This is a genomic window from Haladaptatus sp. R4 (assembly GCF_001625445.1).
Taxonomy (GTDB): Archaea; Halobacteriota; Halobacteria; order Halobacteriales; family Haladaptataceae; genus Haladaptatus.
In genome coordinates this window covers 61,640-76,515 of sequence record NZ_LWHG01000001.1, presented here as the reverse complement: position 1 = coordinate 76,515, position 14,876 = coordinate 61,640, and the positions used below count along the sequence as shown (strand labels likewise).

The 14,876-nt window shown below is 58.0% G+C and carries 13 protein-coding genes and 2 pseudogenes; 8 read left to right on the top strand and 7 right to left on the bottom strand.

From position 1 onward, the window contains the following. Positions 1-14: 14 nt before the first annotated feature. Positions 15-1,400: an MFS transporter gene (locus A4G99_RS00410; protein WP_223301524.1), complete on the bottom strand. Its 1,386-nt coding sequence runs from the start codon at positions 1,398-1,400 to the stop codon at positions 15-17. Between the two features lie 351 nt (positions 1,401-1,751). Here A4G99_RS00410 and A4G99_RS00405 point away from each other — a divergent pair, with 351 nt between their 5' ends. Next, positions 1,752-2,396, top strand: a complete 645-nt coding sequence (locus A4G99_RS00405) for a TetR/AcrR family transcriptional regulator (protein ID WP_066137971.1) — start codon at positions 1,752-1,754, stop codon at positions 2,394-2,396. 42 nt (positions 2,397-2,438) lie between these two features. Here the strand turns inward: A4G99_RS00405 and A4G99_RS00400 are convergent, their stop codons facing one another. Then, positions 2,439-3,683 (bottom strand): cytochrome P450, encoded by a 1,245-nt coding sequence (locus tag A4G99_RS00400; RefSeq protein ID WP_066137968.1) that lies wholly within the window; start codon positions 3,681-3,683, stop codon positions 2,439-2,441. A 251-nt stretch (positions 3,684-3,934) separates the two neighbouring features. On the opposite strand from A4G99_RS00400, the gene A4G99_RS00395 reads away from it, so the two are divergent. Next, complete coding sequence (locus A4G99_RS00395; RefSeq protein WP_066137964.1) at positions 3,935-4,591, top strand: helix-turn-helix domain-containing protein; 657 nt, start codon at positions 3,935-3,937, stop codon at positions 4,589-4,591. 227 nt (positions 4,592-4,818) lie between these two features. Beyond that, positions 4,819-5,712, top strand: a complete 894-nt coding sequence (locus tag A4G99_RS00390; RefSeq protein WP_190303650.1) for an alpha/beta fold hydrolase — start codon at positions 4,819-4,821, stop codon at positions 5,710-5,712. A 97-nt stretch (positions 5,713-5,809) separates the two neighbouring features. Here A4G99_RS00390 and A4G99_RS00385 read toward each other — a convergent pair. The 3 genes and pseudogenes from A4G99_RS00385 to A4G99_RS00375 form a co-directional block, all read right to left on the bottom strand. Then, positions 5,810-7,332: pseudogene (locus A4G99_RS00385) on the bottom strand (aldehyde dehydrogenase family protein). 225 nt (positions 7,333-7,557) lie between these two features. Further along, the gene (locus tag A4G99_RS00380; protein WP_066137963.1) at positions 7,558-8,187 is read right to left on the bottom strand and encodes a helix-turn-helix domain-containing protein; all 630 of its coding nucleotides are present in this window, start codon (positions 8,185-8,187) and stop codon (positions 7,558-7,560) included. 199 nt (positions 8,188-8,386) lie between these two features. Next, positions 8,387-9,910 (bottom strand): aldehyde dehydrogenase, encoded by a 1,524-nt coding sequence (locus tag A4G99_RS00375; protein ID WP_066137960.1) that lies wholly within the window; start codon positions 9,908-9,910, stop codon positions 8,387-8,389. A 149-nt stretch (positions 9,911-10,059) separates the two neighbouring features. Between A4G99_RS00375 and A4G99_RS00370 the strand changes: the two genes are divergently transcribed. Beyond that, complete coding sequence (locus tag A4G99_RS00370) at positions 10,060-11,124, top strand: zinc-dependent alcohol dehydrogenase family protein (RefSeq protein ID WP_066137957.1); 1,065 nt, start codon at positions 10,060-10,062, stop codon at positions 11,122-11,124. 1 nt (position 11,125) lies between these two features. Here the strand turns inward: A4G99_RS00370 and A4G99_RS24140 are convergent. Continuing rightward, a pseudogene (locus tag A4G99_RS24140) lies at positions 11,126-11,732 on the bottom strand (VOC family protein). 129 nt (positions 11,733-11,861) lie between these two features. Here A4G99_RS24140 and A4G99_RS00360 point away from each other — a divergent pair. Together A4G99_RS00360 and A4G99_RS00355 are read left to right on the top strand one after the other, a co-directional pair. Continuing rightward, entirely contained in the window at positions 11,862-12,053 is a 192-nt protein-coding gene (locus A4G99_RS00360) for a hypothetical protein (protein WP_066137951.1), read from the top strand. Then, the gene (locus A4G99_RS00355; RefSeq protein ID WP_066137948.1) at positions 12,050-12,898 is read left to right on the top strand and encodes a 3-keto-5-aminohexanoate cleavage protein; all 849 of its coding nucleotides are present in this window, start codon (positions 12,050-12,052) and stop codon (positions 12,896-12,898) included. The genes A4G99_RS00360 and A4G99_RS00355 overlap by 4 nt, the downstream gene beginning before the upstream one ends. 102 nt (positions 12,899-13,000) lie before the next feature. Here A4G99_RS00355 and A4G99_RS00350 read toward each other — a convergent pair whose 3' ends face one another. Next, complete coding sequence (locus A4G99_RS00350) at positions 13,001-13,342, bottom strand: helix-turn-helix domain-containing protein (protein ID WP_066137946.1); 342 nt, start codon at positions 13,340-13,342, stop codon at positions 13,001-13,003. A gap of 151 nt (positions 13,343-13,493) precedes the next feature. Here A4G99_RS00350 and A4G99_RS00345 point away from each other — a divergent pair, with 151 nt between their 5' ends. Together A4G99_RS00345 and A4G99_RS00340 are read left to right on the top strand one after the other, a co-directional pair. Further along, entirely contained in the window at positions 13,494-13,907 is a 414-nt protein-coding gene (locus A4G99_RS00345; protein ID WP_066137941.1) for a DoxX family protein, read from the top strand. A 27-nt stretch (positions 13,908-13,934) separates the two neighbouring features. Continuing rightward, a complete protein-coding gene (locus tag A4G99_RS00340) occupies positions 13,935-14,876 on the top strand; it encodes a ring-cleaving dioxygenase (protein WP_066137940.1) in 942 nt (313 codons plus the stop codon).

The window sequence follows — 14,876 nt, the reverse complement described above, 5'->3', positions numbered from 1 at the left end:
GGAGGGAGTTGTCGCTACTTCCCGTCGGCGTCCTCGACACCACCGCCGTCCGCTGCGGCGCGCATCTCGGCACCGGACTGCTCTTTCAGTTCGTCATTTGGCAGTGCGAACGAGAAGACGAGTCCGGCACCGAGGACCGCGACGCCGACGAGGAAGACGACGTGAAAGGCGTCCACGAGTGCCTGCATGACCTGTCCTTGAAGCTGTGGCGAAAGCTGGTGAATCGCTTCCGGGCTCTGTGAAACCGTGCTTGCATCGACACCCTTCGGAAGCACGTCCTTCAGTTCGTTCGTCAGTTGGCGGTCGAAGACGATACCGAACGCGGAGACGCCGAGCGCGCCGCCGAGGTTCCGTCCGAAGCTGTACAGCGAACTCACTTCGCCGATGTCGTCGCCGCTCACTGCGTTCTGAATTGCGGTCGAAAGGGTCGGCAGCGTCATCCCCATCATACCGGTGACGAACATGTACAGCGTGGTCTGAAGCGAGGAAACGTCTGCGCCCATGGTCGAGAGCAGGTAGCATCCGATGGAACTGATAACCAACCCGCCGATGGTGATGAACTTGTACCGGCCGATTCGGCTCATCAGTTGGCCGCCGATAATGGAGCTAACGATGAACCCGACGAAGAGCGGCATGAGGAGAAGTCCGGTATTCGTTCCGCCCTTGCCGAGAACCGTCCGCATGAACACCGGGATGTAGTTCACGACCCCCATCAGTGCCCCGCCGATGAGCACGGCGAGGATGGAGACCAACAGAACCGTCCGGTTACGGAATAGTTCGAGCGAAATCAGGGGTTCCTCGACGCGGCGTTCTTGGAGAATGAACAGGGCAGTTCCGACGATGGTGACGGCCACGAGGCCGATGATTTGCCACGACCCCCACGCGTACCGGTCGCCGCCCCACGACGTGAACGCGACGAGCGCGGAGACGGCGATGACGATGAGTGTGGCACCCTCGTAGTCGATCCGATGGCTTTCGTCCGGGACGGGGACGTCGAACGCTAGTTGGACGAACACCAACGCGAGGACTCCGAGGGGGAGGTTGATGTAGAAAATCCACCGCCACGTGAACTGGTCGGTGAGATAGCCGCCGAGCAATGGGCCGCCAATGAGCGCGGCACCGTTGACGAGTTGGAGGTAACTCACGTACTTGCCGCGCTCGCGGGGGGTGAAGATGTCGCCGATACCCGCTATCGCCATCGCCATGAGTCCCCCACCGCCGACTCCCTGAAGCCCGCGGAACAGCGCGAGTTGGAGCATCGACTGTGAGAACCCGGACAGTATGGACCCGGCGAGGAAGATTAGTATCGCCGTTTGCATGAGTCGACGACGGCCGTAGATGTCCGAGAGCTTTCCGTACAGGGGTGTGACCGCCGTTGACGTGACGAGGTACGCGGTCAGACCCAGAACAGTTGGTCGAGCGAGCCGAGGTCGGTCGATATCGACGGAAGTGAGGTGGCGACGATAGTTTGGTCGATCGACCCGAGCAACATCGAGAGGGCCAACCCGACGAGCGCGAGTTTTTAGCCCAATCCGTTATCCCGGCCGCGTTTTCGGGTTCGCTCATGGTTTCGTTCCTCCCATGTTACCGCAACGGGTCCCCGGATAGGGGGACGATTTCGTCGTTTCCATCGGCCAACCGAACGTTCGGTTAGTATTTATGCGTTGTGATTTTCCCGAACGAACGTTCGGTTGGCTCGTCGATGACCGATACACTGATACAAACTCCAACCGAACGTTCGGTAGAAACGCATGGCAATCGATTTCTGGAACGACGAAGAGCCGACGAACGGGCGCGAACGTATCCTACAAGCGGTCTATTACGCGCTCCGAGAGGACGGTTACAGCGGTCTCTCGATACAACGAATCGCCGACGAGGCCGACGTGAGTAAGGCGACGATCTATCATCACTTCGAAAATAAGGAGGACCTCATGCTGGCCTTTCTCGAATCGATGCTGTCACAAATCGACGAGCGAGCGATTCGATTGGATATCACGGATCCGCTGGATCGAATTCGCGTGCTCGTTGACCGACTGTTGGTCGGACGACTCCCACCCAAAATCACCGAGGATAACGAGGAGGGTCCCGGCATCGACTCAGAGCGGGAGGACCCGCTCACGGCGCTCATCGACATTCGAGCACAAGCGGTACACGACACGGAGTACCGGGACCGTATCGGTCGGATCGATCAGATGTTCGAGGATCAGCTCGCCTCGGACATCGCGGAAGCGGTCGAGGAGGGGACTATCCGCGAAGTGGATCCGGAGCGGACAGCGAAGACAGTATACACGCTCGCGCTCGGCGGATTTTTCAGACGGATGACGACGGACGATGCGGACCTCGAATCCGTCCGCGAGGACGCCTATCGGCTCATCGACCAGTCGTTGGTCGAGTGAATTGGGGCCACAAAAGAGCGATTGGCCTTCGACCGGACGGCGCTATTCGAGCGTCACCGGAAGCCGCTTCGAACCGTAAATCTCAACCGACCCCAACGGGCAGAGATCGGTCGTATCGACGTCAGCGATATCGAATCGGTCGAACAGAGTCCTAAACCCGACCTCCGCTTCGAGGCGCGCGAGCGGTGCACCGAGACAGTAGTGGATTCCTTGCCCGAACGCGAGATGACTGTTCGGCCGTCGGGTGGGATCGAACGTCTCCGGCGAGTCGAATTTCCGTTCGTCGCGATTCGCGGCACCGATCCACGCGACGACGTAATCGCCTTCCTCGATGGTCTTCCCTCCGAGTTCGACGTCCTGCAGTGCGACACGTTCTTGTCGTTGGACCGGCGAGCGGTAGCGAAGCACCTCTTCGATGGCCGAATCGAGTGGAATCTCCCCGTTCTGAACGTCGTCCAATAGGCCGTGTTCGTGGAAACACCAGATGGCGTTCGTCAGGAGGTTCGTCGTGGTAACGTTCCCCGCGATCAGGAGGAGGATGCACAGGGAGATCATTTCGGGGTGGCTCAGCCCGGATTCCTCCGACCCTGCGGTTGCGATGACGGTCAACAGGTCGTCTCGCGGATTTTCGCGTCGGTCCACGAGAAGCGTTTGAAAGTAGTCGCTCATCCGCATCACGGCCTCCTCTCGGGTCAACCCGCCGTCCATCGATGCGTCCGCCGCACCCGTGATCGTATCGGACCACTGTTTGAACGTCGCCCGGTCCTCGCGTGGAACGCCCAACACGCCCGCGATGACATCGACGGGGAACGGATAGGAGAACGATTCGACGAGGTCGATTCGCCCCAGTTCGAGGTCGGAGACGAGTTCGTCCGCGATGGCTTCGACTCGTGGACGATACGACCGTATCGCGTCGGCCTGAAAGTGTTCGTTGACGACCGACCGGATTCGTTCGTGCTTCGGCGGATCGGTCGAAATCAACATTTCGGCGAACGCACCACGCTCCGATTCGCTCATGGTTTCCGGCGAACTGGTGGACTGGTCACGTTCGACATCGTCCTCGGATCGACTCCCCATCGGGTTCGACGAAAACAGGTCGTATTGCTTCAGGACGTACCGTACGTCGTCGTATCTGAACACGTCCCACACACCGCGGTCCGGGTCGAAACGAACCGGTGTCTCGTCGCGCATCTCTTGGTACCACTCGGACGGTTCGAGTCGGGCGTCCTCGGTGCTGAGCGTCGCCGGTGGTCGTTCCAATTGGACCTCGTTCGATTTTTCGCTCATCGACCGACCGAACGTTCGGTTGGTATTTAGCGTTGACGGTATTTCTACTCGTCCACCACCGACGAGAGTACGTCTCGGACCCTACGCTGTGACTGGACTAACGAACGATGGGACACGAGTACGAATCCGGACGGACCGAAACGTGCGTTCTACGGGCGCAATTCCCGAAACGACGCACATCCGTTCTAATCGATTCGGTCTCGAAATGTAGATCATCCACGATTTTAAGCTCCCGCCCGCCAACTCATCGTATGCGTTATCTTAGGGTTCTGGTCGAGCCAAACGGAGGGAGTGCATTCCATCCGCTTGGGAAGCAGTTGACGAACGAACCGTCTATCGAGCGGAGGGCCGTTCATCACGTCGAACTTCTCGCCGACGATACCGTGCTGTTGTTTGCCGAGGCGAGCGGCGATCAGGAACGCTACAAGCAAATTATGGAGGATTCCCCGCATGTCGCCGATTATCTCACCTCCGGGGACGAACGGTGGGTAGCCGTGAGTCGATTCGAACCGACGGAGAGGACTCGTCGGGCGCTGGAATTACAACGGGATTCACACTTGGTGATCGACACGCCGATCCGTTTCACTGCCACCGGTGCCCTCAAGATGACGTGCTTGGGGACCGACGAGACGTTTCAGCAGTTGTTCGACGATGTCGACGAAGGAGATGCGCTCTCGTTCGAAATCCTTGAGATGGGCGAGTATCACCCCGACGAGTCATCGTTCAGCAGGATGTTCACGCCCCGACAGGAGGAAGTGCTAGAGGTAGCGGTCGATCTGGGATATTACAACGTTCCTCGCCAAGCGACACTTGCGGACATCGCCGAAGTTGTCGGAATCGGTCCGACGACGGCGAGCGAACACCTTCGAAAAGTCGAAGAGCGCGTGTTTAACGAAATCGTTCGCTGACGTTGCGTCGAATGGGTCTCTACTCGTGTACTGGATCCATCCGGTACTTCGTTTGAGACCCTTTTTTGCGAAGGTCGTCTCTGAAGCTCACTGGCGAGGTTTATAAACAGCCCTCCGACTGCGGCAGCAGCGATATTCGGTCACGGAGTTTGTTCTCACGTATCCCCGGTTGAATCCTCGGAACTGCCCTCAACTACTGAACCCGGTTGTAATTCGAGCCAAAACTGATGATGGAGACGAAAACACACCCGACCACTGATGCATCGTTGCTCGCCGATCACGATATCGAATCGACCTATCGCACCGTCAACGGCGTCCGGTTACACGTCGTGACCGCGGGCGACCCAGAGGCCCCGCTGGTCGTCCTACTGCACGGGCATCCCGACTTCTGGTACGGCTGGCGCAACCAGATCGATTCGCTCGTCGAAGCCGGTTTCCGCGTGGTCGTACCGGACCAGCGGGGGTGCAATCTGAGTGAGGCGCCGAACGGAATCGATGCCTATCGGCAATCGGAACTGTCGTCCGATGTCTGCGAATTAATCCGCAGCGAGGGCCGGGAGTCGGCGCACATCGTCGGACACGACTTCGGCGCGTTCGTCGCCTGGAACGTAGCACTCCGTGAGCCGTCAATCGTCGATCGACTCGGGATCATGAACGTCCCACATCCGACGGTGTATCGAAACGTCCTCCGATCTAGCCCCCAGCAGATCGTCCGGAGTTGGTACGTTTGGTTCTATCAGGTACCGAAACTCCCCGAGTGGATGCTGAGTCGGAACGAGATGGACAACATGGTCGATTCGCTCACGATAACTTCGAAGCCGGGGACGTTCGACGAAGAAACGATCCGTCACTACCGGGCGGCGTGGCGACACACCGGCGTTGCTCCACGGGTAAACTGGTACCGTGGGTTCCGTCGTTCGGAACGCCCATCACGCGACACCGTTACACAGCCGACGCTGATCTGTTGGGGCGAAGACGACATCGCACTCCTCCCTTCGATGGCTCAAAAGAGTGTCGAGTACTGTGAAAACGGTCGGCTACGGGTGTTCCCTGACACGTCTCATTGGGTGCATCACGAACGCGAGGAAGTAACCGAAGAGTTGCTTCGGCACCTCCGATAAGCAAAAGGACCTCGTAATATCGATACACCACCGGTTCGCGTACTGCGCGAACCCGCGTCGTCACACTTGAAAGAAAGGAACTGATCACCGAGAGTTTTCACTCGAACCCGACGTTGATGCTCTTGGTTTGGGTATACTCATCGAGGGTTTCAAACGCAGTCTCACGACCGGTTCCAGATTGCTTGTAGCCCCCGAACGGCTGTCCGGCTTGAAATTCGTTGTAGGTGTTCACCCAGATATTACCCGCTTCGATATCGCGTGCCGTCTTATAGGCACGATCCAGATCGCTCGTGATGATTCCCGCAGCGAGACCGAACTGCGTGTCGTTCGCCAATTCGATCATGGTATCGTAGGAAGACCACTGGAACACTGCCTCGACAGGGCCGAAAATCTCCTCCTGTGCGACCCTGCTTTCGTGATCGAGACCCGAAATCACGGTCGGTGCGACGAAATTTCCATCAGCGAGTGCGTCATCGCTCGGAGCATCCCCGCCGGTTAGAACGTCCGCATCGGCCTCCCGTGCACATACGATGTATCGCATCGTTCGCTCCAACTCCGCCTGCGACACTTTCGGGCCCAATTCCGTTTCCTCACGAAGCGGGTCTCCGACGGTGAGATTCTCTACGTTCTCCACGAATGCGGGAAGAAATCGGTCGTAGATTCCTTCGTGGATCAGTAACCGGGTTCCGGCACAACAGCACTCTCCCGCGTTGAAAAACAGCGCCTTCGTCGTGATCCGTACCGCTCTTTCTATATCGGCATCCGGAAACACGATTACGGGACTCTTCCCGCCGAGTTCCAACGTGAGGTCGGTAATCGTGTTGGCGGTGTTCTTCATCACCCCGTGACCGACTTCCGTCGATCCCGTAAACGCGATTTTTCGAACGTCGTCGTGACTCACGAGGGGAGCGCCTGCTTCGGCACCGTACCCAGTAACGAGGTTGACGACACCCGGCGGCAGGACTCCCTCCGTTTCCCGGAGGAACTCGATTATCGTCAACGGGGTCTGCTCAGCCGGTTTTAACACCACCGTATTCCCGGCGGCGAGGGCCGGAGCTAACTTCCACGCGGCCATCAGCAGCGGGAAATTCCACGGTGTGATTTGTCCGACTACCCCGTAGGGCTCTTTGATCGTCTGAACGTGGTTGCTACCGTCCGTCGGAATCGTTTTTCCTTCCGAGAGACGAGCAGCACCGGCGAAGTATCGAAAATGATCGACGACCAACTCGATATCGTCGCGCGATTCCGTGATCGGTTTTCCGTTATCGAGCGATTCGAGACGTGCAAAGTCGTCCTTTCGGGCCTCGATACGATCCGCGATTTCGGTCAGCGTTCGTTGGCGGTCCGCTGGCGAACACGCGGACCAATGATCGTCGTACGCGTCCCAGGCGGCTTCGACCGCACGTCGACGTCGGCTTCGTTCCCGGCTTGCACTTCGGCGAGGACGTCTCCCGTCGTTGGATCGCGCGTTTGGAGCGTCTGTCCGGACGTACTGTCGACCCAGTCCCCTCCGATGTAGAGTCGAGCAGTGTAGTACGGAAGGAGGTCATTTGCGACTTCTCGATGTCGTTGTTTGATGACCCGCTTTCGATTTGAAGATGTATTAGAATGTGTTGACATTGCTCGAAGGGCTACTAACTATATCTTTGACGGTTCTACATAACTATTTTGTCGATGTGAGGGGCGACAAGCGCGAACGCCGCTATCTCTCGATACACCGTTCGTCCCCCAACCGGTCGTTCCAAACGCATCGATCACGAACGAGTAGATAACGGAAATACAGGGTGCAACCGAAAAAGTAGATAACGGAAATACAGAGCACAGCCGGAAACGCCGTTCCCGGAATCAGTCGTCTGCACCGCCGTCAGTGGCGACGACTCGATCCGTGTCGTCGTCGAAGTCCTCCCCGCCGTCCTCCGTTTTCCCGTCCTCGTTTTCCATGAACTTCCGACCTTCTGCTGTTTCCTGAAGTATCCGTTCGAGTACTTGCGTATCGTCGCGGAATTTGTGTATCTCGGGGAGGGAACTCGAATCGAACTGTGCGATCAGATCGCCATGCTTCTTGAAAAACTCGTGCTTCCAGGTCTCGCTTTTCTCGTGTTTTCGGAAGCGAGCGATAAACTGCCAGTGGTGATAATCGTCCGCGTTGAAGAACATCAAGACGTGAGGATCGTTCATCAAATCGTCGTAACACTCCTCCCATCGGTCTTCGAAGTTAGGATAATGGAACGCGATCTGAAAAAGATGGTACTCGAAAAAGCTTTCGTTCAATAGGGAAACCTGCCGAAAAACGTCCTTGTCGCTTAGATCACGAAGAATATCGTTCACACGATTGTGCGACAGCGAGATCCCGTACTGGTCCTCCAACCGTTCCTTTAGCTCACGCACGGAAGCGGTTGGATGCTCGATACGGGCTTTGAGAATAGCGATATCCCGAGCAGAAATATCGTCGATTTCCTCAATGTCAGAAGGCATGGTCTTATTAGGACTATGGGGTTTCCGGATTAAATGTCTTTTCACTATTTCGGCCCGTTCGGGCTTCCCTGCCGGGTTTTACCCATCTGTCCCGCTGTCGCCGTCCGGTCGGTAAGGCGTGATCGTCTCCCGACTCGGGAAAAAGATCGGTGGCTATCTGAGAGCGGATCGCCATCGGGAGACCGGGAGTCGATGATCCCTAATCGAGAGCGATATTGATCGTCTTCGTCTGCGTGTAGTGCTCTATCGCTTCGAACGCAGTCTCTCGGCCGATGCCGGACTGTTTGTATCCTCCAAACGGTTGCCCGGCGGGGAATTCGTTGTAGGTGTTCACCCAGATATTCCCGGCTTCGATGTCTTCGGCAGTCCTGTAGGCCTGGTTCAAGTCATCGGTGATCACGCCCGCCGCGAGTCCGTAATCGACGTCGTTGGCCAACTCGATCATCTCGTCGTAGGACGACCATTCGAAAATCGTCTCGACGGGACCGAAAATCTCCTCCTGTACCGGTCGGCTCTCGTGGTCGATATCGGTGAGAACCGTCGGCGAGACGAAACACCCGTCACTGAGTGCCTCGTCGTCGGGAGCATCGCCACCCGTCGCGATGTCCGCGCCGGTCTTGCGTGCCTCTTTGATGTAATCCAGCGTTCGTTCGGCCTGATCACTGGTTACCTTCGGGCCGAGCGTCGTCTCATCGAGGAGCGGATCTCCCATGGTCAGGTTTTCGACCTCTTCGACGAACGCGTCGAGGAATTCGTCGCTGACGTCCTCGTGAACGAAAATACGCGTTCCCGCACAGCAACACTCGCCGGTGTTGTGGAACATCCCGATTCGGGCGACCTGGGCGGCCTTCTGGATGTCCGCGTCCGGGAACACGACGACGGGACTTTTGCCGCCGAGTTCCAGCGTGACGTCCGTGATATTCTCGGCAGCGTTCTTCATCACACCACGGCCGACCTCCGTCGACCCGGTGAACGCGACTTTTCGGATGTCGTCGTGACACGACAACGGTTCGCCCGCTTCGGAACCGAAACCGGTAACGACGTTGACGACGCCGTCGGGAAGGACGTCGTCGACTTCGCGCATGAGTTCTAGAACCGAGAGCGGCGTCTGCTCGGCGGGCTTCAGGACGACGGCGTTCCCGGCGGCGAGGGCCGGTGCCAGTTTCCAGGCGGCCATCAGGAGCGGGAAGTTCCAGGGGATAATCTGGCCGACCACACCGTACGGTTCCCGGAGCGTCTGAATTTGATGGTCGCCGTCGCTGGGAATCGTTTTCCCGCTGTTTATCCTGGCGGCACCCCCGAAGTAACGGAAGTGGTCGATGACGAGGTCGAGGTCGATTCGCGCCTCCGAAATCGGTTTTCCGTTGTCGAGCGATTCGATCGTCGCGAACTCCTCCTTCCGGGCTTCCACCCGGTCCGCGATTTCACTGAGAACACCCTGTCGATCCGCCGCCGAGTAGTCGGACCAACGCGTATCGTAGGCTTCCCAAGCGGCTTCGACCGCATGGTCGATATCCGTCGCATTACCGGCTTGCACTTCCGCGAGGACGTCGCCCGTCGTCGGGTCGCGCGTTTGGAACGTTTGGCCGGATTCGCTATCGACCCACTCGCCCCCGATATAGAGCTGACCCGGCTGAGACGGGATGTGTTCTTCGGCGGCCTCCTGGTGTCGCCGTTTGATCTCGGTTTTCGTGTCGGTCGGTGGTTGTGAGTCCGTCGACATTGCGACAGTGATTCTCTCGTCGCGCTTAATAATTGTTTCTCATAAGTAGTTACATATAAACCCAATACGAAGGATTAGCATTATGATTTCCACCAAAAATCGGAATCACCGCCAAATATTTATAATATAATGATAAACAATGACTTGCAATGCGAGCCGTAGTACTCGAGGAATTCCAAGAACCGCTGCAAGTACAGGACGTCGAACGACCGGAACCCGAATCACACGGCATCGTCGCGGAGGTCAACGGGTGTGGAGTCTGTCGAAGTGACTGGCACTGTTGGCAAGGGGATTGGGACTGGTTCGGCTACCGTCCGGACCCGCCGCATATCCTCGGCCACGAGCCGTGTGGTACCGTCGTCGAAGTGGGCGAAGACGTCGAGAGCGTCTCGGAAGGCGACCATATCGCGATCCCCTTCAATTTCGCCTGCGGAAAATGTGACCTGTGCCGGAACGGGCACGAGAACATCTGTGAGAACCACGTCGGCCTCGGCTTCATGAACGAAGCCCCGGGTGCGTTCGCCGAAGAAGTTCACGTTCCACACGCGGACATCAACGCCGTCCCACTGCCCGATAGCATCCACCCCGATACGGCCGCCGGAATCGGCTGTCGGTTCATGACGTCGTATCATGCGATGGCACACCGCGGCGATGTCGGCAACGGTGAGAATGTCGTCGTTCACGGCCTCGGTGGTATCGGACTCTCGGCCGTTCACATCGCGAACGCGCTCGGTGCGAACGTCATCGGAGTCGACCTCTTCGACGAGAAACTCGACAAAGCGGAGAGCCTCGGCGCGGTCGAAACCGTAAACGCGAGCGAAGTCGACGACGCCGCAAAGGAAGTTCGGGACATCACGAACGGCGGTGCCGACTGTTCGGTCGATGCGTTGGGAATCGAGACGACGTGTCTGAACGCGGTGAACTCGCTCAAGAAAGGCGGACGACACGTTCAGGTTGGACTGACCACTTCCGAAGAAGCCGGTAAGGTGGCGCTGCCGACCGACGAATTCGTGGCGAAAGAGATCGATTTCCGCGGTTCGCTCGGTCTCCAACCGTCCCGGTACTCCGAGATGTTGGATATGATCAAGACCGGGAAACTCGACCCGACCGAACTCGTCTCGGAAACCATCTCTATCGACGAAGTTCCGGAGACGCTCGCGGCGATGAGCGACTACGATACGATGGGAATTCCGGTCTGTAGTGACTTCAGCTAGATTACTGTCGATTGATGATTTTTTTGAGTGGGTTCCTGCAGGCCCATCGCATCTCCCTACGATGCGTTATCCGGGAAGAAGGAGATTGAGGAGCGCGACGAAAATTCCGGCGACGCCCATTCTGAGGCCCGTAGTATACCACCGCTATTTCGAGTTCGTCGCGGGCCACGTCAGTCCCCGCCGGAGCCGACCGTCTCTGGATCGAACTCAGGGAGCTGTTCCTCAATCCGTTCACTTTCCTCCTCAGCCATTCTGGAAGGGTCAGGCTCGACCCGAGTTCGTCGAGGCTCTCATCGACGGTGAATCCGGCCCCTGTTGTCGCTATCTCGAAGAGGACGCCGCCCGGTTCCCGGGAGTAAATCGACTGGAAGTACTTCCGGCCGATGATCTCGGTCACCTTCAGGCCCTGATCGACAAACGCCTCTCGCCAGCGTTCCTGTTCTTCGACATCGGTCGCCGAAGTAGAAGTGGTACGCTTGCGAGTCGTCGTGGTTGACCGTTCGCTTAACGAACCGCAGACCGAGTGTATCGACGTAAAACTCGGCGTTGCGTTGTGGATCGCCAGCGGTCGCAGTCACGTGATGAAGGCCGAGCGTGGTCAACGTCATCGTGTGCATCCCTAAGAAGTGAATGCAGAAGGGGATTGTCCGAACGGACACGTGATCAAGTGATACAAGGGTAACTACCAGACGAGGATGTCGCCTAACTGTTATTCAGCTCCTCCGAGAAGGGCAATCATGGTCTGTCCGTATCTGGAGTACCGGCGCGAATCTGACGGTAAGCAATTCGACCACGAACGGGCGTACTGTACTGCCGCCGAGCGGTACGTTCAGGCGATGCGAGCAGACATCTGCAACGATCGCTACGACCTCAACCACGGGGAGCATTGCGAAATCTACCGCGAGCACACTGGAGAGGCGCAGCCGTGAGTTACCAGGACTACCTCGCTGGCGATCCGCTGATTATCACGGCGGCACTGACGGGCGGCGTCCACGGAAAGGAAGCGAATCCGAATCTCCCAGAAACTCCCGAAGAGATTGGCCGGGCTGCCGCTGCAGTAGAGGAAGCCGGGGGCGCCGTAGTGCACCTCCACGCACGCCGACCCAACGGTGAACGCAGCTTCGCCACTGAACGGTTCCAGGAGATCGATGACGCCGTGCGCCGTCACGCCAATGATCTGATTATCCAGCACTCGACAGGAGGGACGGGCGCGCCTGATGAAGATCGACACCTCCCCCTGCGCACCGATCCGCCGCCGGAGATGGCGTCATTGGACATGGGCCCACTCAACCGGTACGACCACTTGACCAGCGAGAACACGCGTAGCATGGTTGATGCACTGCATGAGGAGATGCGTGACCGCGGGATCAAACCGGAGATGGAAGTGTTCAATGACGGCCATATCAACGAGGTTCACGGCCTACTAGAGCGGCGCGAACTCGCCTGCCCGGTGTACGCCACCCTCATTTTTGGCGGCGGTACACTTACGCGACCTCGGCCGCGTAACCTTCTGAACTCCATCTCCAATCTCCCGGACGGCGTACTCTTCAACACGCTCGCATTTGGACGGCATCAACTACCGTTCACGTCGATGGGACTCGTGCTTGGTGGACACGTCCGTGTCGGCCTAGAGGACAACGTCTACTATCGCAAGGGGGAGCTTGCGACGAGCAACGCGCAACTGGTCGAACGAGTCGTTCGTATCGCAAACGAACTCGGACGGGAGGTTGCGACTCCTGACCAAGCACGTGACATCCTCAACCTCATGTCCTGACCGCGATTCACCGGTGTCTTATACTCCGACGAAGTGCGTTCGACTCTGGACTGTGTCCACTCGATTCTCCAACAATATTACGCGGGAAGACCTCGTATCGAACTACAGATACTCGTCCGCCCAGGTTTCGAGTTCGTTGAACACGGGACACAGTGACGCTCCGCTTTCGGTAAGCGAGTAGTAGGTGGCGATCGGTTTGTCCTCGACGCGTCGCTCGATGAGTCCTGCCTCTTCGAGATCGTCGAGGACGCGCGAGAGCGTTCGAGAACTAGCATCCGTCGATCGCTTGAGTTCGTTGAAACGCTTCTCGTCTGCATCGACGAGATCGTGGAGGACGAGCAGTCGCCACTCGGACCCGATCTCGTTCACGGCTTCGACGACCGAACACGCGTTCGGGTTCCCGTCTTCGTGCGTATTCTCAGTCTGTGGATCTGTCGATGACATCGGTGTTATCTACTATCACCTATGTTGCCGAGAGTACATATGGGTTCGGGAGCGAAGTAGGTAACGTAATGAAATCAGCTATCCAAGCGGAATCGAATGCGCGGATCGCAGTCGTTGACCGAACCATGCTCATCACGGAGGTGCACGTGTAATGGTGGCTACCGGAATCGAAAGCGTCCTGCTCTCGGTCGCACGCCTCCTCTTCGGTGGAGTGATCGCGTTCATGGGATTGAACCACTTCCTTCAACTCGATCAGATGACCGGCTACGCCGAGTTCAAGGGCCTCCCAGCGCCGAAACTGTCGGTTGTGGCGTCAGGGGCAGTGCTCGTTCTGGGTGGACTCGGCATCATCGTAGGTGTGTTCCCATTAGTGAGCGCGCTCGCAGTCGCTGGCTTCCTCATCGTCTCCGCGCTCATGATGCACGACTTCTGGGCCGTTGACGAGGACCAGCAGCAGGACGAGATGACGTCCTTCCTGAAGAACGTCGTCATGGCAGGCGGTGCGCTCGCCATCGGCGCGCTGGCTACCCAGAGTTGGGCAGTCGGCCTCGGTATCGGCCTGTAAACACACGCGGGCACCTCTCTAACCAACATGGTCAACACAACTGGAATCCACCACGTGACGTCCATCGCAAGCGACCCCCAGCAGAACGTGGACTTCTATACCGAGGTCCTCGGACTGCGTCTCGTCAAGAAGACTGTCAACTTCGACGATAAGTACACCTACCACCTCTACTACGGGGACGAGGTGGGAACCCCCGGAACGATTCTAACGTTCTTCCCCTTCGAGAACGGTCATCCCGGCAGCGTCGGCCGTGGCCAAGCGAGTTCGACTGCATTCGTCATTCCCAAGGGATCGGTCGAGTACTGGATAGACCGTCTAGAGTCCCATGACATCGAGGTCGACTCAACTCGAACTAGATTCGACGAAACCGTCGTCCCGTTCCGGGATCACGACGGTCAGCCGCTCGAACTCGTGACGGACACGACCGACATCGAACCGTGGGCAGACGGTCCGGTTCCTGCGGAACACGCGATTCGCGGGTTCCACAGCGTTACGCTTGAGTCGCTCAGCCCCGGGCAAACGGGACAGATCCTCGACATCCTGGGATACGAACTAGTCGAGAAGACCGGTGATCGGACGCGGTATAGCGCGCCCGGTGATAATGCGGTGATCGTTGACGTTCGTGACCGCTCGGACGCACCGCAGGGACGACAGGGCGTCGGCACCGTCCACCACGTGGCGTTCCGTGCGCCCGATGAGGAGACGCAACTAGAGTGGCGCGAGCAGCTTAACGACAGCGGACTCCGAGTCACGCCACAGAAGGATCGGCAGTACTTCAAATCGATCTACTTCCGGGAACCCGGGGGCGTCCTCTTCGAGATCGCCACCGACGGGCCGGGATTCGCCCGTGACGAATCCGAGGCGGAGCTCGGAACGGAATTAAAACTGCCGCCGTGGCTAGAGAACGAACGCGAACGGCTCGAAGAGCGACTCTCTGAGATAAGTGTCTCCGGCGCGGTAGTAAACTAA